Source organism: Streptomyces justiciae, assembly GCF_015163075.1.
GTDB classification, from domain to species: Bacteria; Actinomycetota; Actinomycetes; order Streptomycetales; family Streptomycetaceae; genus Streptomyces; species Streptomyces justiciae.
Window position 1 is genome coordinate 147372 of sequence record NZ_JADDXU010000011.1, and the last position, 26184, is coordinate 173555.

The following is a 26184-nucleotide window of genomic DNA, read 5'->3' on the forward strand; positions in this document are numbered from 1 at the left end:
GACCGATCTCCCGAGCAAGGAACTCCATGCCCCTGACCGACACGGTGACGGCCCTCCCGCCCCGGCAGACCCTGCCCGCCGAAGAACGCTTCGCCACCGAACTCGCCTTCCTCGCCGCCCACGACAACGGCCCCCGGCCGCCCGGCTGGCTGCTGACGCCCCGCGCGGTGATCACCTTCGTCTGCGGCAGTGGCGGCGAGACCCTCAAGCTGCCCGAAGCCCCGGCCGGCCTGCCGGACGAGCTGGTCGTCGCCCCCAAGTTCGTCGGCGAACGCGCCCTGGTGGAGCGGTGCGTGGTGACCCTCGCCGGAGAGCGCGGCCTGCTGCTCGTCGGCGAGCCCGGCACCGCCAAGTCGATGCTGTCCGAGCTGCTGTCGGCCGCCGTCAGCGGCACCAGCGCGCTGACCGTGCAGGGCACCGCGGGCACCACCGAGGACGCCCTGCGCTACGGCTGGAACTACGCCCTGCTCCTCGCCCAGGGCCCCACCCCGCAGGCGCTCGTGGACTCGCCGGTGCTCGCCGCGATGCGCGCCGGGCAGGTGGCCCGGGTCGAGGAGATCACCCGCTGTCTGCCCGAGGTCCAGGACGCGCTGGTGTCGATCCTGTCCGACCGGCGGATGAGCGTGCCCGAGCTGTCCGGTACCGAGGACGCCCAGGTCGCCGCCGCTCCCGGGTTCACCGTCATCGCCACCGCCAACCTCCGCGACCGCGGGGTGTCGGAGATGTCCGCCGCCCTCAAGCGCCGCTTCAACTTCGAGACCGTGCACCCGATCGCCGACGTCGAGGCCGAGACCGCCCTGGTCAAGCGGCAGGCCACGGCGGCCGTCGAACGGGCGGGTGCCGCCTTCGGCGTCGACGACGCGGTGCTCGACGTCCTGGTCACCGTCTTCCGCGACCTGCGGGCCGGGCGCTCGGCCGAGGGCTGGGACGTGGAGCGGCCCGGCACGGTGATGTCCACCGCGGAAGCGGTGCAGGTCGCCGCCTCCCTGGGGGTGGCCGCCGCGTATCTGCCCGGCGGTGACTCCCTCGACCTGGTCCCCGGCCATCTGCTGGGCGTGGTCCGCAAGGACGACCCGGCCGATCACGCGCGGCTCCTCGGCTACTGGGACGGTCCGGTGCGCCGCCGCGCCGAGGACGGCTCGGCGACCTGGCGTCGCCTCTGGGACCTGCGGGAGAACCTTCGGTGACGCTCGTTCAGGAACCGAGGGCGGCGCTCACCGCCCTCGCCGACTCGACGGTGCCGTACCTGCTGGGCGTACGGCACCACAGCCCGGCGCTCGCCGCCGTCGTGCCCGCCCTGCTGGACGCGTCCGGCGCCGAGGTCGTGTGCGTGGAGCTGCCCGCCGACTTCCAGCCGTGGCTGCCCCATCTCGGCGCGCCGGGCACCGTCGCCCCGGTCGCGCTGGCCGGGGCCGGCGAGGGCGGCCGGCTCGGCTTCTACCCGTTCGCCGACTTCTCGCCCGAACTCGCCGCGATCCGCTGGGCCCGGGAGCGCGGGGTGGACGTCGTGTGCTGCGACCTGCCGATGTCGGACCCGCGATGGGCCGACGCCCCGGACGGGGACCCACGCGGCCCTGGCGACGAGCTGTCCGGTGACCTCCGCACCCCGGCCGACCGGACGCCCACGGCGTTCGCGGCGGCACTCACCGCGGCCGGGACCGGGCGTGACGGCGACGACATGTGGGACCGCAGCGTGGAGGTCCTCGCGCCGGGCTGTGCCCCCGAGGCCGTCCGCCGCGCCGCCCTGTCCGTCGGCTGGGCGCTGCGCCACGACGCCGCGTCCACGGGCGGAGTGCCCGCGGTGGACCTGGCGCGCGAGGCGTACATGCGCGAGACGATCACCCGCGCCGCGACCGGGGGCCGCCGGGTCGCGGCCGTGGTCGGCGCCTTCCACGCACCGGCGTTGGCGGAAGATGCCGAGCCGATGGCCGGGGAACGCCCCGGCGTGGTCACCGTTGAGGAGCACCAGCCGCCCGGTACGGCACAGGTCGCGCCGTCTCCTGAGGGGGCCCTCGTGCCGGCCGAAGGGCGCGGGACACACCGCGCGGCACCCGGCCGGCCCGGCTCCTCCGCGGAGCGTCCCGCCGTCGTCACCTCCCTCGTCCCGTACGCCTTCGACCTGCTGGACTCCCGTTCCGGGTATCCGGCCGGCATCCGCGACCCGCGCTGGCAGCAGGCGGTGTTCATGGCCGCGGGCGATCCCGGGCGGCTGTACGAGACCGCCGCCCGGGCGATCACCGACGTGTGCCGTGAGCTGCGCGCGGCCGGGCATGTCGCCGGCACCGGCGAGGCCCGGGAGACCCTGCGGGTGGCGGGCGACCTGGCCCGGCTGCGCGGGCTCGCCGCCCCCGGTCGCGGTGAGGTGCTGGAGGCGCTGACGACCGTGATGGGCCAGGGCGAGCCCCTGGGCCGCGGCCGGGCCCTCGCCAAGGCGCTGGAGACGGTGCTGGTCGGCACGGACCGGGGCCGGGTCGCCCCGGGTACGCCCCGCTCCGGGCTCGGCCCGTCCGTCGAGGCCGAACTCGCCGCGCTGCGCCTGCCCGGCCCCGACGACCCCACCGCGCGCGAGCTGCGGCTCGACCCGCTGCGCTCGGCCCTGGACGGCCGCCGGGAGATCCTCCTCCAGCGGCTCGCCGTCTGCGGCGCCGGATACGGCGAACCGGTCCAGGTGTCCGGTACGGGCGACGCGTCCGCACTCACCACCCGGTGGCGGTTGTCGTGGACCCCTGCCGTGCCCGTCCGGCTGGACCTGGCCGGCATCCGCGGCGTCACGGCGGCGGGCGCCGCCGAGGGCACCCTGCGCGAGAACTTCCGCAGGAAGTCTGCGGAGGGCGGCCCCACCAGCGCCCTCGTGCTCGCCGGACTGCGCGACGCCGCCCGCTGCGACCTGCCCGCCCTGGTCGCCGAGCGCCTCGCGGACGCCGCCGAGATCCTCCCCGCCAGTGCCACCCTCCCCGAACTCCTCGCCGCCCTCGACCTGTTGGAGGCACTGCGGCGCGGTCATCTGCCCGGCACCACACCCGAGGGCCGACAGACCGCGGCCGAACTCGCCGCCGAACTCCTGGAGTCGGCGGTACGGTCCCTGCCGGGCCTGGCGGGCAGCGACGACCCCGAGGAGACGGGCGCCCTCATCGCCCTCGCCTCCCGAGCGGGCGAACACCGCCTCGGGCTGCGCATGGACGACGCCCTGAACGACCTCGCGCGCACCGGCTCCCCGCTCGTCCAGGGAGCCGCGCTCGCCGCCCGCGTCCTGCTCGACCTCGACGACGCGGACACCCTCGGCTCCCGCGCCGCGGGCTGGATCGACACCGCCACCGGACCGGACCAGCGGCATGCGCTCAGCCGTCGCCTCACCGGCCTGCTCGGCGGAGCCGCGCCCCTGCTGCAGTCGGCGCCGACCGCGCTGGACCCCCTGCTCGACCGCATCGACGCACTCACCGACCAGGGCTTCCTCGCCCGACTGCCCGCCCTGCGCGGTGGGTTCGACACCCTCAGCCCGGCCGGCCGCGACCGGCTCCTCGACACGGTCACCGAGCGCCTGGGCGACCGCCTCGACCTCTCCCTCGGCGCCTCGCCGCAGCTGCTCGCCCTGTGGACGGCCGCCGACGCGGCGGGCCGCGCGGCGGTCGAGTCACTGCGCCCACCGCTCGGCACGAGCCTGCCCACAGCTCAGGACACATCACCCCCGCAGACTCCCAGCTCCCGACCTTCATCGCCCTCCCGCCCACACCCCGACGCTCCCCTCCACCTCACGCCCACCGACCGCTGGCGCCTCCTCCTCGGCCGCGAGAGCGAGAAACTCCCGCAGAACGCCCGCCGTTACGCGCACGCGCTCGACGAGCTGTACGGCACCGGTCGTGGCGAGGGCTCCGCCGACCTGGGCCGCGAGGGCGGACAGGGTGGCGGGCAGGACGCGTCCTTCCCGACCGCCCGCGAGTGGGCCGAGGAACTCGACGCGCTGTTCGGCGCCGACGTCCGCGAGGAGGTCCTCGCCCGGGCCGCCGACCAGGGCCGCGCGGACGTGCTCACCGAACTCGACCCCAAGGCCGTCCGCCCCTCGGTCGACCTGCTGACGTCCGTGCTGAACCTGGCCGGCGGGATGCCCGAGCAACAACTGGCCCGGCTGCGCCCACTGGTGCGCCGCCTCGTCGACGAACTCACCAAGGAGCTGGCCACCAAGCTGCGTCCGGCGCTGACAGGCCTGGCCACACCCCGTCCGACCCGCCGTCCGGGCGGTCGCATCGACCTGCCACGCACCCTGCGGGCGAACCTCGCCCACACCCGCAGGACCGAGGACGGCCGCACCCTGGTCGTCCCGGAGCGGCCGGTGTTCAGCACCCGGTCGCGCAGGGAGGCGGACTGGCGGCTGATCCTGGTGGTCGACGTGTCCGGGTCGATGGAGGCGTCGGTCATCTGGTCGGCGCTCACCGCGGCCGTCCTCGGCGGCGTGCCCACCCTCAGCACGCATTTCCTCGCCTTCTCCACGGAGGTGATCGACCTGACGGACCGCGTCGACGACCCGCTGTCACTGCTGCTGGAGGTGAAGGTCGGCGGCGGCACGCACATCGCGGCCGGTCTGGCGCACGCCCGCTCCCTGGTGACCGTCCCCAGCCGGACCCTCGTGGTGGTGGTGAGCGACTTCGAGGAGGGGTATCCGCTCGGCGGACTCCTCGGCGAGGTACGCGCCCTCGCGAGCTCCGGGGTGCATCTCATGGGCTGCGCCGCCCTGGACGACACCGGCACCCCGCGCTACTCGGTCCCCGTGGCCCAGCAGCTGGTCGCGGCCGGGATGCCGGTCGCCGCCCTCAGTCCCCTGGCCCTCGCCCGCTGGGTGGGGGACCGTCTCCGCGGAGAGGCCCGATGAACGCCGAACTTCCTCCCGTGGCGCCCGAGGTGGTCGCCGCCGCCGTGGAGCAACTGACGTCCCGGCTGCGCAAGAAGCTGGACGCCACGATCGAGACGTACGCGACGCTGCCCGTCACGGTCGACGGCGCCGTACGGCGCGTGCGGTGCGGTGAGGACGCCGAGGTCACGCTCACGCCCGGGCCGTCCGGCGCGGTCACGGACGCCGGGCAGGCGGAGTGCAGCTGTCTGCTCGCGCCCCGGTGCCTGCATCGCACGGCGGTGCTGGGCGCCGCTCCGGTGGCCGACGCGGACACGGCCGTCGAGACGCCGGTTCCCTCGTCCAAGAGCGCGCCCGATGATGCGCCGGAGCTCACGACTTCGCAGCAGGACACGGACTCCGGACAGCCGAGCGCCGGGCCGACCCCCGCGCAGGTGGCCGCCGCGGCCGGGCTGTGGGGAGCGGCAGCCGCGCTGCTGGCGGCCGGGGTGCCGGGCGCGGGTGCCGTACCGCAGGCCGAGCTGCTGCGGGCGGCGCACACCGCCCGGCTCGCCGGGCTGCACCGCCCGGAAGCCGCCGCTCTACGGGTGGTACGTGCCGTACGCGCCGCCCGCGCCCGGCACGACGGCCATCGGCTGGCCGACCTGGTGGCGGCGTTGCGTGAACTGCTCCTCACCAGCGGCCTGTTGGCAGCCTCCGACCCGGACACGGCCCTGGTCGGCACCGCACGGCGCGGCTACCGTCCGGGCGGCGGACTGCGGGTCCACGGGGTCTGCCGGGAGCCGGTGATCTCGGCCACCGGCTACGGCGGCGTCGTCACCCATGTCCTCTCCGACGACGGGCGTTGGTTCTCGGTGGCGGACGTCAAGCCCGGCGGGGCGTCCCGGGCCCGGGGCGCCGCCACGGCCACCGTCGCGCTCGGTTCCGGCAGCGTCGATCACGCCCAGCTGTCCCGGGGCGGGCTCCTGATCTCGGGCGCGACGCTCTCCCCGGACGGTCGCCTCGGCGCCGGCAAGGGGGTCCGGGCCACCCCGGTGCCGGGCCTGTCCTGGACGTCGGGTCCGCTCGCCGGCCTGTTCTCCCGCCCCTTGGCCGAGGCCGCGGTGGCACGGTTCGCGGTCGGCGCGGCGAGCGATCCGGAGCGGTCGGGGCAGGGCGCCGAGGAGCTGATCGGCTGTGACGTCATCGTCGTAGGAGCGAACGAGGACCACCTGTTCGTACGGGAGTTGGCGGCCGACGGGGAGGGCCTGCTGTTCCGGCTGGTGCCGGCCAGCAGCCACCCGGGGCTGGCGCATGCGGCCAACTTCCGCAGGCTGGCAGCGCGGCCGGGACTGCGGTTGCGTGTGGTGGGGCGCCTCGATCCGGACCGGGCCGCGACGCTGCGGCCGCTGGCGGTCGGACCGCTGCCGGACGGGGCGGCGACGCTGCGGCTGCCGGCCGAGTGGGCGGGGCATGCCGATCTGGGCTACGACCGCCTCGAAGGCGCGCATTTCCCGCCCGCCGAGGAGCTGCCGGCGGTGACCGGAGTGTCCGCGCTGCCGCCGGACCCGGTGGCCGAGGCGCCGCTGTGGCGGCTGCGTCGCCTGGTCGAGGTGGCGGTGTCCGGGGGCCGGCGTGCCGCCGCCGAGCCCGCTCGCAACGGCGACCGGGCCGCAGGAGCCGCAGCTCTGCGGCGCAGCGGCTTCCGGACGGCCGCGGACCTGGCGGAGGCGCTGGCCGCGGAGGCCGACCGCCGGAGCCGCGACGTGTTCGGGCGGACCCAGCAGGCCGATCCTGACGGGTACGCGCGGGCGTGGCTCGCCGCGGCCGTCTGCCTGTCCGGCACGGAACGGGCCCTCGTGGAGGCGACCTGGCGGCCGTCAGCGGTCGTGGGGTGATCACCCCGTCGCCGCTGTCCCCTGCGACACCGATGGTCGTGTCACCGGCCGTCGACAGGGGTACCCGGCGGGTCGATCGCCATCCCGTCAGGAGTGATCACGATGACCTATCCGACCCCGTCACAGGCGGAGGGGGAACGGGAAGAGCGTGACGCGCCGGACACGGCCGACGGGCCGGTGCCCGAGCGTACGACGCCTTCGCAGGCGGAGGGCGAACGCGACGACGCGGCCGACGACGGGGCCGGTCACGTCGTCGGCCCGACCGACAGCCCACAGGAGCGTGAGTCATGACCAGCCCCGACCCCGAGCCGAAGCGGACGACGGGACTCGAACCAGGGGGCGGGGTGCCGCCCGGTGAGACGCCTCCCGCCGAGTCCGGCACGTCCGGCATCTCCCACCCCGAGCCACCGGAGCTACGGCGGGCCTGGGGCCCCGTGCCGCTCGTCCTGATCATGCTGCTGGTGGCGCTGTTCGTGATCGGGCTGATCGGCATGGCCGTCGTACTGATCGCCTAGCGGTCGCGAGCGGCCCGAGGTGGACCCTTCAGTTCTGGCACCCGGGGCACCACACCGTGCGGCGCCCGGACACCCGGCTGGAACGCAGGGACTGTCCGCAGCGCGGGCACACCCCGTCGCTCTCGTCCCTGTGCCCGGTGAGCCAGGAGCGGCGGGGCGGCACACACCCGGCGCGGACGGACGTATCCAGGACGCGGCCCATCCGCGTGTGAAGACCGCGCAAGGCCCTCGCATCGAGATCCCGCGCCGGAGTACGCGGATGGACGCGGGCCCGCCAGAGAATCTCGTCGCAGAGCAGATTCCCCAGGCCCGCGATGACGGACTGATCCATCAGCGCACTTTTGACGGCTCCCCTTCGCGTCGACAGCAATTCCTCGAATTCCGCGCGCGGAACGGCACGGGCATCGGGACCCAGATCATTGACCCTGTGCTCGATCTCGGCGTCGTCACACAACCGGACGCCTTGGAGCTTGCGCTGATCGCGATAGCGCAATTCCTGACCGCCGTCGAATGTGATGGAAATACGGTCGTGGGTTTCCGGCGGCTCGTCCGAAGAACAGCACCGCAGCGAGCCTGTCATGCCGAAATGGAAGGCGAGCGTCAGACCGTCCTCCTCAACTGGCACGAACAGCCATTTCCCGTGCCGCCATGCCGTCCCGAGACGCTTGCCTTTGAGTTCCTGCCGCAGCTTTTTCCCGGTCACTCCCCGAAGCACCCCGGCGTCCCGCACCTCGACATCCTCGACGGTGCGGCCTTTGCCGCACTGCGTCAGCACCCTGCGGAATCCCTCGACGTCCGGAAGTTCAGGCATGGCGTTCCCGCTCTCGTGCCCCGGCTTTCGTGCTTCGCCGGGTACCCCGCCATTCGAGCCGGCAAAGCGACGCATCCGTGTCGCGGACCGTACGCCGGGTACTCGGGGCGCTCTGGCGCAGAAGGGGCAGCGAAGAAGGGGCAGCGATGACGCAGCACGGCGACGACACGGCCGGTCGGCGTAGCGACGTGGCCGAACTGCACCTCGCCTCGGAGGAACCGGACCTCCTCCTCCGCGGCGGCGCGCTCGCGCACGACTCCCTCACCGACGACGCCGGTCCGGAGGAGCTCCCGCTCGACCGCAACCAGGCCATCCTGCGGGCCGCGAAACGGACCGGGGCGCTGCTGAAACAGACGGGATACCCGTTCGCCCTCGCCGGCAGTGTCGCCGTGTACGCGCACGGCGGCGCCCAGAACCTCCAGCACGACGTCGACTTCTGCATCCGCCCCGAGGACGCCGAAGCCGTCGCGGAGGACCTGCGGGAAGCCGGTCTGCCGGTGCGCAGGCCGCCCGAGGACTGGCTGCTGAAGGCCACCTGTCTCGGACAGCAGGTCGACCTCATCTTCGAGCTGGCCCACCAGCCCGTCACCACGGAGCTGCTGGGGCGGGCCCAGAACCTGTCGGTGGACTCGGTGCACATGCCGGTCCTGTCGCCGACCGACCTCATGCGCAGCCTGATGGCGGCCTTCTCCGAGCACCACTGCGACTTCGGTGCGGTGCTGCCGATCGCCCGCACCCTGCGCGAGAAGATCGACTGGGACGGCGTACGCCGTACCTGCGCGGGCGCCCCGATGCCCGACGCGTTCCTCTACTTCCTGGAACGGCTGGACGTCATCCCGCCCCAGGAGCCGCACAAAGAGGTGTCCCGATGACCGACCCCGCCGGGAACGTCGAGTACCGCGTCGCCCACCTCCGCGACCGGCTCGCCGCCGAGGAGCTCGGGGAACTGGGCGTACGCGTGGAGGTGCACGGCCAGACGGTCGTGATCACCGGCACGGTCCCCTCGGCCCAGTGCCGGGACATCCTGCTGCGCACCGCCCGCGAGGAGCTGGCCGAACTCGCCGTGCACAGCGATGTCGTCGTCGCCGAGAACACCTCGCCCGACCATGCGGAGGAGCTGCCGTGATCCGCGTCGCCGCCGTCGGTGACATCCACATGGGTGCCGAGAGCCAAGGGCTGCTGCGGCCCGCGTTCGACACGCTGCCGGACTGCGCCGACCTGCTGCTGCTCGCCGGGGACCTCACCCGGCACGGCACCCCGGAGGAAGCCCGCGTCGTGGCCCGGGAGGTCCAGGGGCTGGCGGTGCCGGTGGTGGCCGTACTCGGCAACCACGACCACCATGACGACCAGCCCGAGAAGGTCACCGGCATCCTCCAGGACGCCGACGTGACCGTCCTGGAGCGCGAGGCGACCGTCCTGAACTGCGCGGGCACCCGCGTCGGCGTCGCCGGGACCAAGGGGTTCGGCGGCGGATTCGTGGGGCGCAGCGCGGGCGAGTTCGGGGAGCCGCTGATGAAGGAGTTCGTCCGCTACTCCCGGCACTGCGCCGACGGCCTGCGCGAAGCGCTTGAAGAGCTGCGGGACCGGGACTGCGAGGCGCGGATCGCGCTCACCCACTTCTCCCCGGTGGCCGACACCCTCGCCGGCGAACCCCTGGAGATCTACCCCTTCCTCGGCACCTACCTCCTCGCCGAGGCGATCGACACCGGCGGCGCCGACCTCGCCGTCCACGGCCACGCCCACATGGGCACCGAGCACGGGATGACGGCCGGTGGCGTACGGGTCCGTAACGTCGCCCAGCCGGTGATCCGCCGGGCGTTCAACGTGTACCAGCTGCATACGGCGGACGAGGGGGCGGCGCGGGTGTAGCCCCGGGCCCTCACCTCGCGACCGACCGCCACAGAACCTCAGGCCTCACGGCGTGATCAACCGCCGCAGGACCGCACGCCTCGCCGACACGGACAGCGCGACCAGGGCCGCCAACACCGCCTCCGCGAGGAGCGTCCCCTGCGTGCCCACCAGACGGACGCTGAGCGCCCCGAGTCCGGCCCCGGCCAGCAGGGTGAGGACACTCAAGGTGCGCCTAAGGTCGCCGGACGCCGTGCGCTCCGCGGCGCGGCTGCCGATGAGGCCGGTCAGGGTGCCGGTCATGACCGTGGTCGTCAGTTCCGGTATGCCGACCCGCCGGACGGCCGCGTTCTGCATGCCGAGCGCCACGGCGCAGAGGAGCACCTGGACGGAGCGAGCGCCGCCGGACACCGCGGCGAGGGCGAGGAGGACGGACTCCGTCGCCGCACACAAGGCAAGCAACGTACGGGAGTTGACCCGGCGCGGTGGCACCGCGCGGATCAGCAGCGCCCCGAGGACGAAACCGCCGAGGGCGATCAGCGGGCCGGTCGGCGCGTGCCCCGGCGCACCGCTCAGCGCCAGGCCGACGAGGACGACGTTGCCGGTCATGTTGGCCACGAACACATGGCCGAGGCCGAGCAGGCTGACGGCGTCGATCACTCCGCTGAGCAGGGTGAGCACGAGCAGCGGTATCGGGAGCCAGTCGTGCCGGGGGTCGGCGACGAGGGCGCTGCGCAGCAGGGGCGCGGGGCGGTCGGTCTCCGGCCGGGTACGGCAGTTCATGTCGTCGTCCGTTTCCGAGCCTCGGAACCGCCTCTCGGACCGCGGTCACCGGGCCGTGCACCGGCTATCACTGTCGTCGTCCGTTTCCGAGCCTCGCCGTCGCTTCTCAGACCGCGGTCACCGGCTGGTACACCGGCTCCCACATGGCCTCGCGAACCCGTTCCTCGATCGTCGCGTCGATCGTCGTACGCGCGACCCCGTCCTCAGCCGCCGCGCGGGCCACGGCGACGGCCACGGCGGTGGAGGTGCGGCGCAGTTCGTCGGTGAGGGGCAGGATGGCCGCCCCGGGTGCGGTGGGGTCGACCTGGGCCGCGACGGCGTGGGCCGCGGCGGCGAGCATTCCGTCGGTGACGCGGGTGGCGCGGGCGACGACGGCGCCCAGGCCGAGGCCGGGGAAGACCAGCGCGTTGTTGGCCTGGCCGATGAGGTGGGTGACCCCGTCCCGGGTGACGGGCTCGAAGGGGCTGCCGGTGGCGACCAGGGCGCGGCCGTCGGTCCAGTCGAGCAGCTCGGCGGGGACGGCTTCGGCGAGCCGGGTCGGGTTGGACATCGGCAGGATGATCGGGCGGTCGGTGTGCTCGGCCATGGCGCGGACGACGGTCTCGGTGAAGGCGCCGCCCTGACCCGAGGTGCCGATCAGGACGGTGGGGCGGACCTGGCGGACCACCTCCTCCAGCGGGATGCCGCCGAGCTTGTCATCCCGCTGCCAGTCGGCTACTTCGTCGGCGGGGCGGGCGTAGGGGAGCTGGAAGTCGCGCAGGCCGTCCTGGTCCTGGGTGAGGAGCCCGTACCGGTCGACGGCCCAGAAGCGGCGGGTGGCGTCCTCGTGGCCGAGTCCGTCCGCGGCCAGGGCGTCCCGGAGCTGGTCGGCGACGCCGATCCCGGCCGTGCCCGCGCCGAAGACGACGACGCGGTGCTCGCGCAGCGGCAGCCCGCTGGCGCGGACGCCGGACAGGACGGCGGCGAGGTTGACCGCGCCGGTGCCCTGGATGTCGTCGTTGAAGACGAACCGCTCGAAACGGTAACGGTCGAGGATGCGGCGGGCGTTGGCCGGTCCGAAGTCCTCGAAGTGCAGCAGCGCGTCGGGGAAGAGCCGGCTCACGGTGGTGACGTAGGCGTCGATGAAGGCGTCGTAGGTCTCGGTGTCCACGCGGGGGTGGCGGTTGCCCAGGTAGAGCGGGTCGTCGAGGAGCTGCTCGCGGTTGGTGCCGACGTCGAGGACGACGGCCAGGGTGCGGGCCGGGTCGATGCCGGCGGCGGCCGTGTAGACGGCGAGCTTGCCGACCGAGATGTCGATGCCGCCCACGCCCCAGTCGCCGATGCCGAGGATGGCCTCGCCGTCCGTCGCCACGACCAGGTCGACGTCCGCGGCCGTGAGGCCGGAGGCGCGCAGCGCGGGTTCGATGTCCTCGGGTGCGTCGACGGAGAGGTAGATGCCGCGCGGGCGCCGGTACTCGTTGCTGTAGCGCTCGATGGCGGTGCCGACGGTCGGGGTGTAGACGATGGGCAGCATCTCGGAGAGGTGGTCGCTCACCAGCCGGTAGAACAGGACCTCGTTCCGGTCGTGCAGGGCGGTCAGGTAGACGTTCTTGGCGAGGTCGCTGGGCTGCGCGGTGTACTGCCCGTAGGCGCGGTCGGCCTGCTGGTCCAGGGTCAGCACGCGGGGCGGGATGAGACCGTCGAGGCCGAGGGCGCGCCGTTCGGGTGCGGTGAAGGCCGTGCCGCGGTTCAGCCGGGGATCGGCGAGGACGGCCCGGCCGCGGGCCGATGTCTCGAAGCCTCGGGTCTGCGGGTTCCACCGGGTGTTCATCGTCGTTCTCCCTGAAGGGGTGAAGAGGTTCTGGGGCTCGGGTTCCATCGTCGTGTTGCCGTATTCGATGCGTCCAATGCCTGGATACGTCCAAATGCATGCGCCGATAGCATCGGTTCCATGGACGTGCAGGTACTCCGGTCGTTCCGCGCCGTGGCCGAGGGCGCGACCGTGACGCAGGCCGCGGCGGAGGCGCATCTCACCCAGCCGGCCCTGTCCCGCGCGCTGCGGCGGCTGGAGCGCGAGGTCGGAGCCGAGCTCTTCCAGCAGGTGGGCCGGGTGCTGCGGCTGACGCCCGCGGGGCAGGTCTTCAAGGAGCACGTGGACGCCGTACTGGACCGGCTGGACCACGGGCTGCGGGCGGTGCGGGAGACGGTGTCGCCGGAGTCGGGCCTGATCCCGCTCGCGTTCCTGCACTCCCTGGGCACCTGGCTGCTGCCGTCGCTGATCACCGGCTACCGGGAGCGGTTCCCCCTCGCCCGCTTCGAACTGCGCCAGGGCAGCGAGGCGGTGCTCCTCCAGACGCTGCTGGACGGCACGGCCGACCTGCTGCTCACCGCCGAGGACCCCGGCCATGCGCTGGTGACCTGGCGGCGCCTGCTGGTGGAGCCGCTGTGGCTGGCCGTGCCGCCGGGGCACCGGCTGGCCCAGCGCCGCCGGGCGCGGCTGGCCGAGGTCGCCGACGAGCCGTTCATCATGCTCCGGCACGAACAGGGGCTGCGGGCCGTCACCGAGGCGCTGTGCCGGAGGTCCGGCTTCACTCCGCGCGCCGGCTTCGAGGGGGACGAGGTGGCCACGCTGCGCGGCCTGGTCGCGGCGGGCCTCGGCGTCTCGCTCCTGCCCCGCCCGCACTCCGCCGCGCCCTCCGGCCGCCGTGCCCCTCGCTACCTCCAGGTCACCGACGTGGAGACCACCCGCGACATCGGCATCGCCTGGCTGACGTCCCGCACCCTGCCGGCCAACTCCCTGCGCTTCATCGACCACGCCCTGGACCACGCGGCGGCGGTCGCGGAGCAGGAGCACGTGTCCGCGCAGGAGCAGTGAGCAGACACCCGCTCCGACTCTTTTCCGACTGATCGCGGAATCGGCGATGAGTTTCGGTGGCGGGCAGAGTCTCCCCACCGTCGTCGACGCCTCAGGAGGAACACATGGCACAGCTACTGCGCGTACAGAACTTCATGGTCTCGAGTGACGGCGTCGCCGCCGGCGAGAACCAGAGCCTGGAGAACCCGTTCGGCCTCGACGGGGCGGAACGGCTGTTCTCCTGGGCGGGTGCGACGGCGAGCTGGCCCAACCACACCGACCCGGGTGGCAGCCGGGGCCTGGACGACTACTTCACCCGGGACTTCAGGCACAACATCGGCGCCGAGATCATGGGCCGCAACAAGTTCGGCCCGCAGCGCGGCCCTTGGCAGGACCACCAGTGGCGCGGCTGGTGGGGTGACGAACCGCCGTTCCGGACCCCGGTGTTCGTGCTCACCCACCACCCGCGCCCTTCGATCACCCTCTCCGACACCACGTTCCACTTCGTGGACGCCGACCCCGCCACCGCGCTGGAGCTGGCGCGGGAAGCGGCGCAGGGCAAGGACGTCCGGCTCGGCGGCGGGGTCACCACCGTCCGCGAGTTCCTCGACGCCGACCTCGTCGACAGCCTCCATGTGGCCGTCGCGCCGGTGAAGTTCGGGACGGGACTGCGGCTGTGGGACTCCCCGGACGACCTGCGGGACCGCTTCCATCTGGAGGTCGTGCCCAGCTCCAGCGGCGTCACCCACCACCTCCTCTGGCGCAAGTGACGGGACGGCCGATGCCCCCACACGTTCAGGACAGCGAAGTCAGCGTCCTCCTCCGGGTGTTGGACTCCCAGCGACGCCATGTGCTCGGCATCCTCGACGGCATCGACGGAGCCGAACAGGAGGAGGCGCTACGACGGCCCGTGCTGCCCTCGGGATGGCACTGCCTGGGGATGGTCCAGCACCTCGCGCTGGACGTCGAGCGCTTCTGGTTCCGGGCCGTCGTCGCCGGGGACGAGGAGGTGATCCGCGGTCTGCCGAGCGGCGACGAGGCCTGGCGGGTGGCCCCCGGCGTACCGGCGGCCGACGTGCTCGACGGCTACCGGCGGGAGGCGGAACTCGCCGACGAGGTCATCGCCGCCACCCCCGCCGGCGCCGCCCTGGCCTGGTGGCCGCACGACCTGTTCGGCGAGCCGCACCTCCATACCCTGCGGGACGTCCTGCTGCACGTCATCACCGAGACCGCGTGCCACGCCGGACATCTCGACGCGGCCCGCGAACTCATCGACGGCCGCCGCTGGTTGGTCCTGACCTGAAACGATCAGTCCCGGTAGGCGACCAGTGCCATCATGCCGACCTCCGCGTGGTAGGCGTTGTGGCAGTGCAGCATCCACCGGCCGGGGTTGTCGGCGTCGAAGACGACGGAGAGCTTCTTCTTCGGCAGCACGACGGCGGTGTCCTTGCGCGGGCCACCGCCGTCGAGCTGGTAGGTGTGCCCGTGCAGATGCATCGGGTGCCACATCTGCGTGCTGTTGACGAAGTCGAGCCGGACGCGCTGCCCTTCCTCGACCGTGAGCGGGTGCGCGGCCGGGTCGTCCATGTCGAACGCCTTGCCGTTGACGGTCCAGTTGTACTTGGCCATGCCGCCGCTCAGCTCGACGCGGTGCACCCGGTCCACCTTCCTGGACGCCAGTCGGACGTCGTCGGCCGCGCGCAGCTCGGACGCCGTCAGCATCCGTCCGTCCAGTTCCTTCGGGCGGACGGTCGCCTTCGGCGCGGCCCCCGATCCCGTACGGACCAGGGCCATGCCGGTGGCGTCCTTGCCCTCGGCCAGCGCGACGAGCGGGAAGGCCCCGTCGCCGAGGGTGACCAGGACGTCGTACCGCTCCCCCATCCCGATCAGGAGGGTGTCGACCTGCTGGTGCTCGACCGGAAAGCCGTCGGTGTGCGTGACGGTCATCCGGTGGCCGCCGAGCGCGACCCGGTACGCGGTGTCGCCGCCCGCGTTGATCAGGCGCAGCCGGACCCGCCGCCCGGGCCTGCCCCGATAGACCTCGGGGTCGGCGGGGACGCGCCCGTTGACCAGGTGGTACGGGTACTTGACGTCTCCGGCGTCGCCGCCGAGCAGCGCGCTCTCGGCGCCCATCAGCATGAACCTCATCGACATGCCGCCTGACGGAGGTGCAGAAGCCTCTCCCATGTCCATGCCGTCCATGTCCATCCCGCCCATGCCCTGCCGGAGTTCGGCGAGGACCTCGTCGGGGGTGCCGGTCACCCCGTCGACCCAGTCGTCGAGGACGACGACCCATTCGTCGTCGTACGACAGCGGTTCCCGGGGGTCGTCCACGATCAGCGGCGCGTACAGGCCGCGGTCGAGCTGGACGCCGACATGGGGGTGGACGAAGTACGTGCCCGGCGCGTCGGCGATGAAGCGGTAGGTGAAGTTGGCGCCCGCGCGGACCGTCCGCTGGGTCACCGGAGGGACGCCGTCCATGTCGTTGCGCAGGGCGATGCCGTGCCAGTGCAGGGAGGTCGCGGTCCGGTCGGGCAGCTGGTTGGAGAGTTCGGCGGCCAGGGTGTCGCCGGCGGTCAGGCGGATCTCCCGGCCCGGGGCGCGGCCGCTGAAGGCCCAGCTCTTGGCCGTGATCCCGGCGCCGAGGTCGAGCACGGCGGGGGCGGCGGTGAGGTTCACGTGGTGTGCCCTGCCGGTGCCCTTGCGCTGCTTCTCGGCCGCGGCGACCGCCGGGCCGGACGGGTCGACCAGGGCGGCGGGGGTCGTACCGGAGTCGCTCGTGCAGGCGGCGAGCGCGCCGACGCCCGCGGCGCCGAGTCCGGCGAGCAGGACGGAGCGGCGGTGGATGCTGTTCATGGGGTCCTCGATCTCAGGTGCGCAGAGGGAAGGTGGCGTGCCGGAGGGCTTCGCGGCCTGATGTGCAGGCGCGAGGAAGCCGCTGGGCACGGCCTAGATGCGCAGCTGGGAGAGGACGGACAGGTCCGGGGGTGCGCGCTCCACCGTGCTGGTGGCTTCAGGCACCCCGACGACGGCTTCGGCCTCGGCGGGACTCCACAGCACCGGTGTCTCCACGGGCGCTCGGAGCTTCACCACCTCGAGGCCGGCGGCCGAGCAGTGCTGCATGGCCGTCCCCGAGCAGGCGGCCCGATCCACTCCGCCGACCTGCGGTACACCGTTGAGGGCGGCCTGTCCGACCGTACGACCGTGCCGATGCCCGGCAACGGAGGCCATATCGCCGGCCGACATGGTCATGACGTGCCCGGCGGTCGGCGTGGCGGACAGCTCGTGATGGGCCAGCACGGCGAGTGCCGCGAGCACGGCGACGACAGCGGCGCACACCACACGGCCCACGCCCTGCCGGGCACGGTTCCGTTGGGTGGAGGTTCCCCGCACTGTCATCGTCATCGCCGCCAATATACCCGGAGGGGGTAATGGTGGGGCCGGGCCGTCGCACGCCGGGGCCCACCGGAGGAAGCCTGATCCGTCCCGAACCCTTGACGACTCCCGTATGACTGCGTAGACATGTCCGCGTAGACATGACTGCGCAGTCATTGAAAGGATGCCTGCGGCAGTCGGACTTCGATCAAGTGGTCGAAACAGCCGGAAACGGTCGACGGGAGACACACATGGCGCCAGGGACGAAGCGCGGCGGGAACTCCGCGGCGCCCAGCGGCGTGGACGTGGCCCGGCTGGCCGGGGTCTCGCAGAAGACGGTCTCCAGGGTCTTCAACGACGAGCCGTACGTCTCCGCCGACGTGCGCAGACGCGTCCTCGACGCCGCCGAGCAGCTCGGTTACCGGCGCAACAACGCCGCCCGGGCGCTGGCTTCGGGACGCACCCGTTCCATCGGAGTGGTCACGCTGGGCACCGCCCTGTACGGTCCCGCCTCACTGCTCATGGGCGTCGAGCGGGCCGTACGGGACATGGGGTACGCGCTCCGGGTGGTCAACACGATGGAAGGCGATCCGGCAGGCGTCGCCGGCGCGGTCGGCTCACTCCTCGACCAGGGCGTGGACGGCATCGTCATCTCCGAGCCGATCGAGGAGGAGGGCACCGCGGGAGAGACACCCCTGCGCGTCGACGTACCCGTCCTCGTGCTGGGCGCGCCCTCACCGGTGACCGCGCCCCTGGTGCTGACCGCGGGGGGCGGCGCCGGACCGATGGCCCGGGCCGCCACCGAACACCTCCTGGAACTCGGACATATGACGGTCCATCACCTCGCCGGTCCACAGCGGTGGTACGCCGCCCGCGACCGTCTGGAGGGGTGGCGGTCCGCGCTGATCGCGCACGGCCGGACCGTGCCCGAGGTCATCGAGGGCGACTGGTCGGCCGCGTCGGGATACGCGGCGGGCCGGGAACTGGCCCGGGACACCGAGGTCACCGCCGTGTTCGCCGCCAACGACGACATGGCGATCGGTCTGGTCCGGGCCCTGACCGAGGCCGGGCGGCGGGTGCCGCAGGACGTCGGTGTCGTCGGCTTCGACGACATTCCCGTCGCCGCCTATGTGACGCCTCCCCTGACCACGGTGCGCCAGCCCTTCGACACCGTGGCCCAGGAAGGGCTCAAGCGTCTGGTGCACGCCATCGAGAACCCGGACGCGACACAGCTGCCGGCCGCCGACCCACCGGTCGACCTCATCGTCCGGGCGTCCAGCGGGCCGCTCATGAAGGGAGGCCGCGCCACCGAGCAGTGACCGCCGACTGACCTCCGGCACCTCCGCCCGGGCATCCGCACCATCGGGACCCCGCCCCGGACGACGCCGAGCCGCACCTGCACACGACGGGCCGCACCCCCGGGTCTCCCCCGGCCTTCCGCGACCCGCCCCGCCCGGCCGCGACAGCGACTTCCACGGAACGCGACGCACGCGCCGGCCTCCCCCTGACTCCGTACGCACCGCCCGGCCGTGTTCCGGCCTCCGCGCCCCGGCCGACCCGTGCGCGCTCCTCGACGCGCCGCACCCCACCATGCCCCCGCACGCCCTCGCCAGGCGTGCCGCCATCTTCGCCTCCGGCGGGAGTTCACCATGCCCAACTTCGCCTCCGCGTCCACCCCTTCGCCGATGAGCCGTCGGCTGTTCCTCAGCACCACGGGCGCCCTGTCGCTCGGCGCCGCCCTGACCGCGTGCGGCGGCGGCGACTCCGGCGGCTCCACGGCCGCCGCCAAGCCGGTCGCCCAGGCCGACATCGACAAGGCGATGACGACGCCGACCGAGCTGACGTTCTGGACGTGGGTCCCGAACATCGCGAAGGAAGTCGCCCTGTTCGAGAAGAAGTACCCGGCCGTCAAGGTCAAGGTCGTCAACGCCGGTCAAGGCACGCCCCAGTACACGAAGTTGCGGACGGCCCTGAAGGCCGGCAGCGGCGCCCCGGACATGGTGCAGATCGAGTACCAGGCCATCCCCACCTTCACGATCACCGACAGCCTGCTGGATCTGCGCCCGTACGGCGCCGCGGCACTCAAGTCGACGTTCGTGGACTGGACTTGGGGCCAGGTCAGCGGAGCTGACGGCCAGATCTGGGCGATACCGCAGGACACCGGCCCGATGGGCATGCTGTACCGCAAGGACATCTTCGACGAGCACGGCATCGAAGTGCCCACCACCTGGGACGAGTTCGCGGCCGCCGCCCGCAAGCTGCACAAGGCGGACCCGGACGTCTACCTCACCAACCTCGCCGCCAACCAGGTCGCCGCCTGGCACGGTCTGCTCTGGCAGGCGGGCGCCAAGCCGTACGCCTCCTCCGGCAAGAGCGACCTCACCATCAGCGTCGACGACGCCGTCTCCCGCAAGCTGGGCTCCTATTGGGGCGGCCTGGCGAAGGAGGGCGTCATCGGCGTGGAACCCGACTTCACGGACTCCTGGTACGCCGCCCTGAACAAGGGCAAGTACGCCACTTGGATCACCGCCGCCTGGGGGCCGGTGTTCCTGTCCGGTTCCGCCAAGGCCACGGCCGGCAAGTGGCGGGCGGCGCCGCTGCCGCAGTGGGACGCGGCCAAGCCCAGTTCGGGCAACTGGGGCGGCTCCACGACCGCGGTCATCCGCTCCACCAAGAACCCCATCGCCGCCGCCGTGTTCGCGCAGTTCCTCAACAGCGACCCGGCCAGCGCGAAGATGTTCGCCACCGATCAGTTCTTCTTCCCCGCCACCAAGGCCCTGCTCACGGACGCCGAGTTCGTCGGGGACACACCCTCCTTCTACGGCGGCCAGAAGGTCAACCAGGTCTTCGCCGACATCAGCTCCACCGTCAACTCCTCTTTCCAGTGGCCTCCGTTCCTCGACCAGGCGGCGACCGACTGGACGGAGACCGTCGGCAAGTCCCTCGCCGACCACACCGACACCGTCCGCGCGCTCGGCAGCTGGCAGTCGCGCATGACGACGTACGCCAAGAACCAGGGCTTCACCGTCAAGGGGAGCTGAGATGACCGCCGTACGCCGCCGCCGGGCGGCCGGACCCCTGTTCGTCGCCCCGTTCCTGGCCCTGTTCCTGCTGCTCTTCCTCGCCCCGCTCGGCTACGCCGCCTACCTCAGCCTGTTCCAGAACCGGCTCATCGGCGGCAACGTCTTCGTCGGCCTCGACAACTACACCCAGGCCCTGCGCGATCCCCAACTCCTGCACGGCGTGGGCCGGGTGGCGCTGTTCTTCGTCATCCAGGTGCCGTTGATGCTGCTGCTGGCGCTGCTGTTCGCGCTCGCCCTGGACAGCGGCCTGCTGCGGCTCGCGCGGGTGATCCGGCTGGGCATCTTCGTCCCGTACGCCGTGCCGAGCGTGGTCGCCGCCCTCATGTGGGGCTATCTGTACGGGCCGGACTTCGGCCCGTTCGCCCAGCTGAGCCGCGATCTGGGGCTGCCCGCCCCGGACTTCCTCAGCGACGGCTGGATGCTCGGCAGCCTCGCGAACATCGTGACCTGGGAGTTCGTCGGCTACAACATGATCATCCTGTATGCGGCGCTGCGCACCATCCCCCAGGAGCTGTACGAGGCGGCCGCGATGGACGGAGCGGGCGCCTGGCGCATCGCCTGGTCGGTCAAACTCCCCGCGCTGCGGCCCGCGTTGCTGCTCACCCTGCTGTTCTCCGTCATCGGCAGCTTCCAGCTGTTCAACGAACCCAACCTGCTGATGAAGATCGCCCCGGACGTCATCAGCTCCTCCTACACCGCCAACCTCTACGCCTACTCCCTCGCCTTCACCGGTCAGCAGGTCAACTACGCGGCCACGGTCTCCTTCCTCCTCGGCCTCGTCATCGTGATCGCCTCCTACGCCGTCCTGCTCACCGCGAACCGCAGGAGGACCCCGTGACGACCACGACCCCGACGGCCACTGCCGCCCCCAAGGCCGCCGCACCCGAGCCCACCCCGCGCAGGGCACGGCGCCGCTCGCGCCGCAGCACCCCGCTGACCATCGCCATGCTGGCCGCGCTCGCCTACTTCCTGCTCCCTCTGTTCTGGCTGCTCATCGCCTCGACCAAGAGCACCCAGGACCTGTTCAACAGCTTCGGCCTGTGGTTCTCCCACGCCCCGCAGCTGCTGACCAACATCAAGGAGACGTTCACGCAGGACGACGGTGTCTTCGTGCACTGGCTGCTCAACACGGTGCTGTACGCCGTCGTCAGCGCGGTCGGCGCGGCCCTGCTCGCGGCGGCGGGCGGGTACGGGTTCGCCAAGTTCCGCTTCCGCGGCGACCGGTTCGCCTTCAACCTGGTCCTGGGCGCCGTCATGGTCCCGACCACGGCCCTGGCGATCCCGACCTACCTGCTGTTCGCCAAAGCCGGCCTGGTCAACACCCCGTGGGCGATCATCCTGCCGTCCCTGGTCAACCCGTTCGGCCTCTATCTGATGCGCATCTACGCCGCCGACGCCGTCCCGGACAGCCTCCTGGAGGCCGCCCGCATCGACGGCGCCGGCGAGGCCCGCATCTTCTTCCGCATCGCCCTGCGACTGCTCGGCCCCGGCCTGGTGACGGTGCTGCTGTTCACGCTCGTGGCGACCTGGAACAACTACTTCCTGCCGCTGATCATGCTCAACGACCCCGATCTGTACCCGATCACGGTCGGCCTGGCCTCCTGGGCCGCGCAGGCCCAGAACGGCGGCGCCGGAGCCAGCAGCGACATGCTCGCGCTCGTCGTGACCGGCTCGCTGCTCTCCATCGTGCCACTCGTCGTGGCCTTCCTGATGCTCCAGCGCTACTGGCAGAGCGGCCTGGCCGCCGGCGGCGTCAAGCAGTGACCCCCACACCCCATCCTCCGGAGGATTCCTTCATGGCGGCTCTGCCTGCCCGCGTCCTGTTCGGCGCCGCGTACTACCACGAGTACCAGCCCTACGACCGCCCCGCCGAACGCCTCAAGACCGACCTGGACCTGATGGCCGACGCCCATGTCACCGTGATCCGGGTCGGGGAGTCGGTGTGGTCGACCTGGGAGCCGTCGAGCGGCCGCTTCGACCTGGACTGGCTCCAGCCCGTCCTCGACGGCGCCCACGAGCGCGGCATCTCCGTCGTCCTCGGCACCCCCACGTACGCGGTGCCGCCGTGGCTGGCCCGCCAGTACCCGGAGATCACCGGCGAGGCCGGCACCGGCGACCGGATCGGCTGGGGCGGACGCCAGGAGGTCGACTTCACCCACCCGGCGTTCCGCTTCCACGCCGAGCGCGTCATCCGCAAGATCGTCGCCCGGTACGCCGGCCACCCCGCGGTCATCGGCTTCCAGGTCGACAACGAGCCCGGCCTGCACCTGTTCCACAACCACGGCGTCTTCCAGCGCTTCGTCGACCATCTGCGGGAAAAGTACGGCGACATCGAGACCCTCAACCGCGAATGGGGGCTGGTCTACTGGTCCCACCGTCTGTCCACGTGGGCCGACCTGTGGACGCCGGACGGCAACCAGCAGCCCCAGTACGACGTCGCCTGGCGGGAGTTCCAGGCGCGGCAGGTCACCGAGTTCATCGGCTGGCAGGCCGACATCGTCCGCGAGTACGCCGCCGAGGACCAGTTCGTCACCACCTGCATCTCCTACACCCGACCCGGGGTGGAGGACGACGAGCTCACCGACCGGCTCGACATCGCCTCCGGCAACCCCTACTACGACATGCAGGACGGCCTGCTGCTGCCCGATCCGACGCCCGACGGGCACGAGCAGATCTGGAAGACCACCGGCGTGTGGGCGCTGTACCAGACCGCCGACTGGATGTTCTCCTCCCGCCAGGAACCGTTCCTGGTCACCGAGACCAACGCCGGTTCCATCGGCTTCCCCTGGGACAACCGCCCCGCCTACGACGGCCAGTGGCGCCAGGCGGCCTGGGCGCTGGTCGCCCGCGGCGCCCGCATGATCGAGTACTGGCACTGGCACACGCTGCACTTCGGCGCCGAGACCTATTGGGGCGGCATCCTGCCCCACACCGGCCGGCCGGGGCGCACGTACGCCGAACTCGCCCGTCTGGGCGCCGAGTTCGAGACCGCCGGTCCGCTGGTCGCCGGTCTTGAACCGGACGCGGACATCACGATGGTGTACTCGACGCCGAGCAAGTGGCTGATGCAGAAGTACCCGCCGCTGTCCCAGCCGGACGGCAGCCCGGACCCGGCGGCCTACCACCGCTTCTTCGACCCGTTCTACCGCGGCGCGTTCGAGGCCGGCCGCCAGGTCCGCATCGTCCACGCCCGCCGGCTGCACGACCCGCGCGGCGAACGGGAGGAACTCGCCCCCGAGGAGGCCGTACGCCGCCATCCCGTCCTCGTCGTCGCGGCCCTGTACCTCGCCGCCGACTCGACCCTGGACTGGCTGGCCGCCTACGCGCACGCCGGCGGCCATCTGGTCCTGGGCCCGCGCACCGGCTACGCCGACCACGAGGCACGCGCCCGCGCCGAACGCGCCCCAGGGCGTCTCGCCGAGCACGCGGGCGTCTCCTACGACGAGTTCAGCAACCTCGCCCAGGACATCCCGGTGCGCCCGGCACCCGGCAGCCCGCTGCACCTGCCCGCCGACGCCACGGCGACCCGCTGGGCGGACGGCCTCACCGTCGCCGACGCCGACGTGCTGGCCGGCTACGACCATCCGCACTTCGGCCGCTGGCCCGCGGCCACCACCCGACGTCACGGCGCGGGCCGTATCACCTGCGTGGGCACCGTCCCCGGCCGCGCCTTCGCCCGCGAACTGGCCGCCTGGCTGGCCCCGGCCGCGCCCGGAGCCTGGCGGGACCTCCCGGCGTCCGTCACCGCGACCACCGGAACGGCCGCCGACGGCCGCCGCGTCCACGTCGTCCACAACTGGAACTGGCAACCGGCCGTCGTCCAGGCCCCCGTGGACCTCACCGACGTCCTGACCGGTTCCGCCGTCCCCGCCGGGACCGCACTGGACCTCGGCCCGTGGGACGTCCGCGTCCTGGTCGCCTGACCCCACCGACCCGACCTCGAGGAGAAGACATGCTCAGCAGAAGACCGGCCCAGGCACTCGGCACCGTCCTGGCCGCGTCGGCCATGCTGGCCCTGCCCATGGCCAGTGCCCAGGCGTACAACCCGACGGGCGGCATCCTCTACCAACTCGGCGACGAGCCCTGCCTCAAGGGGCGCGGCAACTGCGCCGTCTACCCCAAGTCGGCTCAGCTGCCCAGCGGACGGCTGGTCGCCTCGTTCGAGAAGTCGACGGTCGTGCCGGCCACGGGCTCCGCGGACCGGCAGACGCTGCCCGTCTACAAGAGCGACGACGACGGCACCTCGTGGCAGCAGCTGTCCGAGGTGAAGGCTCCGGCGTACCTCTCCAACGACCCCAAGTACGCGAAGTACACGAGCAATTGGACGAACCCCTACCTCTACGTCCTCCCGCAGGACGTCGGGACCCTGCGGCGCGGCACGCTGCTGCTCGCGAGTGTGGTCTCGGGCGACGACGCCTACTACCAGGAGCACAAGGCCGCCGACCCGAACTGGGTCCCGTCCAACGACGGCGACCGCAGCGACATGGCGATCGCCCTGTACTCCAGCACCGACGACGGCGTGACCTGGCGTGTCGTCAACGTCATCGCGACCGGTGGCTGGCAGGGCGGCAGCGCGGGCGCGATCGGGCGGAACGTCGCGACGGCCAACACGACCCGGCAGGTGGACCCGCTCTGGGAGCCGTATCTCATGGTCCACCAGGGCCGGTTGGTCTGCTACTACTCCGACGAGAACGACTACACCGGCTTCGACCCGGTCACCGGCGTCCCCACCCTGGACCCGGCCAACGACACCGCACCCGACTCGCACGGGCAGATCCTCGTCCACAAGACCTGGGACGGCCGCAGCACCCGCTGGAGCAGTCCCGTCGTCGATGTCCCCGGTCTGACGCAGGACATGGGCAGCGGCAAGACGGAGATCGGTGGTGGCCGGCCGGGGATGACGAACGTCGTGCGGACGACGGACGGCAAGTGGCTGCTGACGTACGAGTACTGGGGCGGCGGCGCCAACATCCGGTACCGGCTCGCCGACGACCCGCTGAAGTTCTACGCCGGCTCCACCACCGACGGTGCCATCACCTCGCTGCCGGTCGACCCCGGCAGCCGTCCGCTCGCCACCGGCGGCAGCCCCGTGATCATCCGGCTCCCCGGCGGGCGCCTGGTCTACAACGCGGCCGGCAGCGGCGACGTCTGGGTCAACGACAGCGGGCGCGCCGACGGGCTGTGGAAGGAGTACCAGACGACCTCGCCGGCCGGGTACAGCCGCAACCTCCAGTACGTCCGTGGCACCGGCCGCGTCGCGATCCTCAACAACCAGGGCACGTCGACGATCGCCTTCGCCGAGGTCGACCTGGGCCATTCGGCGGGCACCTACTACCGGTTGGTGAACCGCACGACCGGCCAGGTCATCGGCACCGGGAACAAGACCAACGACGCCAACCTCGGCAACGGCGACGTCCCCGACGTACGGCTGGAGAAGGCCGGTTCCGCCGCGAACCCGGACACCCAGTACTGGCATGTGGTGACCGAGCCGAACGGCGGCGTCAGTCTGCTGAACAAGTCGGGCGGCCGGGCGGCGGCGATCTGGACGGGCAACGCGACCGCCGGACAGCGCATCGGCCAGTGGGTCGACAACAGCCCGACCGGCAGCTGGAAGCTCATCAAGACGGCCGACGGTTTCTACCGGCTCCAGTCGGTCAAGAACCCGAGCCTGTACCTGACCGGCGCGTCCGCCGACGCCCCCCTCACCCTCCAGAACGCGGCGACGGACGGTTCGCAGGACTGGAAGCTCGCCAAGTAGCCCTCTTCGGGGCGGGGTCAGGCCTCCTCGACCGTTGCCGTGACCGGCGTGCCGATCTCCACTGTGCGGCTGACCGTGCAGAGCCGGTCGTGGGAGGTCTTGACCGCCCTCGGCAGGATCGCCCGGGCGCGATCGGCGCCCCCTCCTTCGGGGAAGGCGACCGAGAAGGTGACCGTGAGGTCGGTCAGCCGGTTGCCGAGGTCGTCGCTGACCTTGTTGCCGGCGACCGTCACCGAGAACTCGGAGGGTTCCGCGTGCCGGCTGGTCGCGATGTCGACGTCCACGGCCGTACAGCCGCCGATCGCGGCGAGCAGCAACTCGACCGGGGTGAACTCGGTGTCGCCGTCGGCACCCGAGCCGGTGCCGAAGCTGATGGTGCCGCCGCGGGTGTTGGTCGCGGTGAAGTGGCCGGTGCTGGTTCGCTCGACGGTGACGGTGCGCAGGGGGTTGTCGGTCAT

23 protein-coding genes are annotated in these 26184 nt (G+C 72.5%); 17 read left to right on the forward strand and 6 right to left on the reverse strand.

The annotated features are described in order from the left end of the window. The first annotated feature begins 26 nt into the window (after nt 1-26). The 5 genes from IQ210_RS28590 to IQ210_RS28610 all read left to right on the forward strand — a co-directional run bounded on the left by IQ210_RS28590 (nt 27) and on the right by IQ210_RS28610 (nt 7235). Nucleotides 27-1187 carry an ATP-binding protein gene (locus IQ210_RS28590; RefSeq protein ID WP_194082035.1) on the forward strand — a complete coding sequence of 387 codons (1161 nt, stop codon included), beginning with the start codon at nt 27-29 and terminating at the stop codon, nt 1185-1187. After that, nucleotides 1184-4864, forward strand: a complete 3681-nt coding sequence (locus IQ210_RS28595; protein WP_194082036.1) for a vWA domain-containing protein — start codon at nt 1184-1186, stop codon at nt 4862-4864. The genes IQ210_RS28590 and IQ210_RS28595 overlap by 4 nt, the downstream gene beginning before the upstream one ends. Continuing rightward, nucleotides 4861-6720 carry a hypothetical protein gene (locus IQ210_RS28600; protein ID WP_194082037.1) on the forward strand — a complete coding sequence of 620 codons (1860 nt, stop codon included), beginning with the start codon at nt 4861-4863 and terminating at the stop codon, nt 6718-6720. Before IQ210_RS28595 ends, IQ210_RS28600 begins: the two co-directional genes overlap by 4 nt. A 102-nt stretch (nt 6721-6822) precedes the next feature. Continuing rightward, complete coding sequence (locus tag IQ210_RS28605) at nt 6823-7011, forward strand: hypothetical protein (protein ID WP_194082038.1); 189 nt, start codon at nt 6823-6825, stop codon at nt 7009-7011. Then, a complete protein-coding gene (locus IQ210_RS28610) occupies nt 7008-7235 on the forward strand; it encodes a DUF6480 family protein (protein WP_194082039.1) in 228 nt (75 codons plus the stop codon). The genes IQ210_RS28605 and IQ210_RS28610 overlap by 4 nt, the downstream gene beginning before the upstream one ends. 28 nt (nt 7236-7263) lie before the next feature. On the opposite strand, the gene IQ210_RS28615 is transcribed toward IQ210_RS28610, so the two are convergent. Then, entirely contained in the window at nt 7264-8046 is a 783-nt protein-coding gene (locus IQ210_RS28615; RefSeq protein WP_194082040.1) for an Fpg/Nei family DNA glycosylase, read from the reverse strand. A 146-nt stretch (nt 8047-8192) separates the two neighbouring features. Between IQ210_RS28615 and IQ210_RS28620 the strand changes: the two genes are divergently transcribed. Genes IQ210_RS28620 through IQ210_RS28630 form a run of 3 tightly spaced genes read left to right on the forward strand, consistent with a single transcriptional unit; the run spans nt 8193 to nt 9915 of the window. After that, nucleotides 8193-8918 carry a nucleotidyltransferase family protein gene (locus IQ210_RS28620; RefSeq protein ID WP_194082041.1) on the forward strand — a complete coding sequence of 242 codons (726 nt, stop codon included), beginning with the start codon at nt 8193-8195 and terminating at the stop codon, nt 8916-8918. Next, nucleotides 8915-9172: a BON domain-containing protein gene (locus tag IQ210_RS28625; protein WP_194082042.1), complete on the forward strand. Its 258-nt coding sequence runs from the start codon at nt 8915-8917 to the stop codon at nt 9170-9172. Before IQ210_RS28620 ends, IQ210_RS28625 begins: the two co-directional genes overlap by 4 nt. Next, on the forward strand, nt 9169-9915 hold the full coding sequence (locus tag IQ210_RS28630) for a metallophosphoesterase family protein (RefSeq protein WP_194082043.1): 747 nt from the start codon (nt 9169-9171) through the stop codon (nt 9913-9915). Before IQ210_RS28625 ends, IQ210_RS28630 begins: the two co-directional genes overlap by 4 nt. Nucleotides 9916-9960: 45 nt before the next feature. On the opposite strand, the gene IQ210_RS28635 is transcribed toward IQ210_RS28630, so the two are convergent. Next, the gene (locus IQ210_RS28635; RefSeq protein WP_194082044.1) at nt 9961-10677 is read right to left on the reverse strand and encodes a YoaK family protein; all 717 of its coding nucleotides are present in this window, start codon (nt 10675-10677) and stop codon (nt 9961-9963) included. Nucleotides 10678-10783: 106 nt separating this feature from the next. Then, nucleotides 10784-12487, reverse strand: coding sequence for an NAD-dependent malic enzyme (locus IQ210_RS28640; protein WP_194082045.1), 1704 nt, complete (start codon nt 12485-12487; stop codon nt 10784-10786). A gap of 120 nt (nt 12488-12607) precedes the next feature. Here IQ210_RS28640 and IQ210_RS28645 point away from each other — a divergent pair, with 120 nt between their 5' ends. The 3 genes from IQ210_RS28645 (at nt 12608) to IQ210_RS28655 (ending at nt 14813) form a co-directional block, all read left to right on the forward strand. After that, entirely contained in the window at nt 12608-13531 is a 924-nt protein-coding gene (locus IQ210_RS28645; protein WP_194082046.1) for a LysR substrate-binding domain-containing protein, read from the forward strand. A 104-nt stretch (nt 13532-13635) separates the two neighbouring features. After that, on the forward strand, nt 13636-14280 hold the full coding sequence (locus IQ210_RS28650) for a dihydrofolate reductase family protein (protein WP_194082047.1): 645 nt from the start codon (nt 13636-13638) through the stop codon (nt 14278-14280). 11 nt (nt 14281-14291) lie between these two features. Then, the gene (locus tag IQ210_RS28655) at nt 14292-14813 is read left to right on the forward strand and encodes a mycothiol transferase (RefSeq protein WP_194082048.1); all 522 of its coding nucleotides are present in this window, start codon (nt 14292-14294) and stop codon (nt 14811-14813) included. 5 nt (nt 14814-14818) lie between these two features. On the opposite strand, the gene IQ210_RS28660 is transcribed toward IQ210_RS28655, so the two are convergent. Together IQ210_RS28660 and IQ210_RS28665 are read right to left on the reverse strand one after the other, a co-directional pair. Further along, nucleotides 14819-16366, reverse strand: coding sequence for a multicopper oxidase family protein (locus IQ210_RS28660; RefSeq protein ID WP_194082049.1), 1548 nt, complete (start codon nt 16364-16366; stop codon nt 14819-14821). A gap of 93 nt (nt 16367-16459) precedes the next feature. Beyond that, on the reverse strand, nt 16460-16915 hold the full coding sequence (locus tag IQ210_RS28665) for a DUF6153 family protein (protein ID WP_194082050.1): 456 nt from the start codon (nt 16913-16915) through the stop codon (nt 16460-16462). Between the two features lie 221 nt (nt 16916-17136). On the opposite strand from IQ210_RS28665, the gene IQ210_RS28670 reads away from it, so the two are divergent. From IQ210_RS28670 to IQ210_RS28695, 6 genes are all read left to right on the forward strand, one after another. Next, a complete protein-coding gene (locus IQ210_RS28670; RefSeq protein WP_228048475.1) occupies nt 17137-18204 on the forward strand; it encodes a LacI family DNA-binding transcriptional regulator in 1068 nt (355 codons plus the stop codon). 330 nt (nt 18205-18534) lie between these two features. After that, a complete protein-coding gene (locus IQ210_RS28675; RefSeq protein ID WP_194082051.1) occupies nt 18535-19926 on the forward strand; it encodes an ABC transporter substrate-binding protein in 1392 nt (463 codons plus the stop codon). A 1-nt stretch (nt 19927) separates the two neighbouring features. Further along, nucleotides 19928-20806, forward strand: coding sequence for a carbohydrate ABC transporter permease (locus IQ210_RS28680; protein WP_194082052.1), 879 nt, complete (start codon nt 19928-19930; stop codon nt 20804-20806). Next, a complete protein-coding gene (locus IQ210_RS28685) occupies nt 20803-21732 on the forward strand; it encodes a carbohydrate ABC transporter permease (protein WP_194082053.1) in 930 nt (309 codons plus the stop codon). The genes IQ210_RS28680 and IQ210_RS28685 overlap by 4 nt, the downstream gene beginning before the upstream one ends. A gap of 32 nt (nt 21733-21764) precedes the next feature. Beyond that, nucleotides 21765-23891: a beta-galactosidase gene (locus IQ210_RS28690; RefSeq protein WP_194082054.1), complete on the forward strand. Its 2127-nt coding sequence runs from the start codon at nt 21765-21767 to the stop codon at nt 23889-23891. Nucleotides 23892-23920: 29 nt separating this feature from the next. Next, nucleotides 23921-25726: an RICIN domain-containing protein gene (locus IQ210_RS28695; RefSeq protein WP_194082055.1), complete on the forward strand. Its 1806-nt coding sequence runs from the start codon at nt 23921-23923 to the stop codon at nt 25724-25726. A 17-nt stretch (nt 25727-25743) separates the two neighbouring features. Here IQ210_RS28695 and IQ210_RS28700 read toward each other — a convergent pair whose 3' ends face one another. Then, nucleotides 25744-26184 carry an OsmC family protein gene (locus IQ210_RS28700; RefSeq protein ID WP_194082056.1) on the reverse strand — a complete coding sequence of 147 codons (441 nt, stop codon included), beginning with the start codon at nt 26182-26184 and terminating at the stop codon, nt 25744-25746.

What these genes read in the sequence shown, in the direction of transcription:
- IQ210_RS28590 (WP_194082035.1), top strand. Translation starts at nt 27, where the DNA reads ATGCCCCTGACCGACACGGTGACGGCCCTCCCGCCCCGGCAGACCCTG.
- IQ210_RS28600 (WP_194082037.1), top strand. Translation starts at nt 4,861, where the DNA reads ATGAACGCCGAACTTCCTCCCGTGGCGCCCGAGGTGGTCGCCGCCGCC.
- IQ210_RS28605 (WP_194082038.1), top strand. Translation starts at nt 6,823, where the DNA reads ATGACCTATCCGACCCCGTCACAGGCGGAGGGGGAACGGGAAGAGCGT.
- IQ210_RS28610 (WP_194082039.1), top strand. Translation starts at nt 7,008, where the DNA reads ATGACCAGCCCCGACCCCGAGCCGAAGCGGACGACGGGACTCGAACCA.
- IQ210_RS28615 (WP_194082040.1), bottom strand. Translation starts at nt 8,046, where the DNA reads ATGCCTGAACTTCCGGACGTCGAGGGATTCCGCAGGGTGCTGACGCAG.
- IQ210_RS28620 (WP_194082041.1), top strand. Translation starts at nt 8,193, where the DNA reads ATGACGCAGCACGGCGACGACACGGCCGGTCGGCGTAGCGACGTGGCC.
- IQ210_RS28625 (WP_194082042.1), top strand. Translation starts at nt 8,915, where the DNA reads ATGACCGACCCCGCCGGGAACGTCGAGTACCGCGTCGCCCACCTCCGC.
- IQ210_RS28635 (WP_194082044.1), bottom strand. Translation starts at nt 10,677, where the DNA reads ATGAACTGCCGTACCCGGCCGGAGACCGACCGCCCCGCGCCCCTGCTG.
- IQ210_RS28640 (WP_194082045.1), bottom strand. Translation starts at nt 12,487, where the DNA reads ATGAACACCCGGTGGAACCCGCAGACCCGAGGCTTCGAGACATCGGCC.
- IQ210_RS28645 (WP_194082046.1), top strand. Translation starts at nt 12,608, where the DNA reads ATGGACGTGCAGGTACTCCGGTCGTTCCGCGCCGTGGCCGAGGGCGCG.
- IQ210_RS28650 (WP_194082047.1), top strand. Translation starts at nt 13,636, where the DNA reads ATGGCACAGCTACTGCGCGTACAGAACTTCATGGTCTCGAGTGACGGC.
- IQ210_RS28655 (WP_194082048.1), top strand. Translation starts at nt 14,292, where the DNA reads ATGCCCCCACACGTTCAGGACAGCGAAGTCAGCGTCCTCCTCCGGGTG.
- IQ210_RS28660 (WP_194082049.1), bottom strand. Translation starts at nt 16,366, where the DNA reads ATGAACAGCATCCACCGCCGCTCCGTCCTGCTCGCCGGACTCGGCGCC.
- IQ210_RS28665 (WP_194082050.1), bottom strand. Translation starts at nt 16,915, where the DNA reads ATGACGATGACAGTGCGGGGAACCTCCACCCAACGGAACCGTGCCCGG.
- IQ210_RS28670 (WP_228048475.1), top strand. Translation starts at nt 17,137, where the DNA reads ATGGCGCCAGGGACGAAGCGCGGCGGGAACTCCGCGGCGCCCAGCGGC.
- IQ210_RS28675 (WP_194082051.1), top strand. Translation starts at nt 18,535, where the DNA reads ATGCCCAACTTCGCCTCCGCGTCCACCCCTTCGCCGATGAGCCGTCGG.
- IQ210_RS28680 (WP_194082052.1), top strand. Translation starts at nt 19,928, where the DNA reads ATGACCGCCGTACGCCGCCGCCGGGCGGCCGGACCCCTGTTCGTCGCC.
- IQ210_RS28690 (WP_194082054.1), top strand. Translation starts at nt 21,765, where the DNA reads ATGGCGGCTCTGCCTGCCCGCGTCCTGTTCGGCGCCGCGTACTACCAC.
- IQ210_RS28695 (WP_194082055.1), top strand. Translation starts at nt 23,921, where the DNA reads ATGCTCAGCAGAAGACCGGCCCAGGCACTCGGCACCGTCCTGGCCGCG.
- IQ210_RS28700 (WP_194082056.1), bottom strand. Translation starts at nt 26,184, where the DNA reads ATGACCGACAACCCCCTGCGCACCGTCACCGTCGAGCGAACCAGCACC.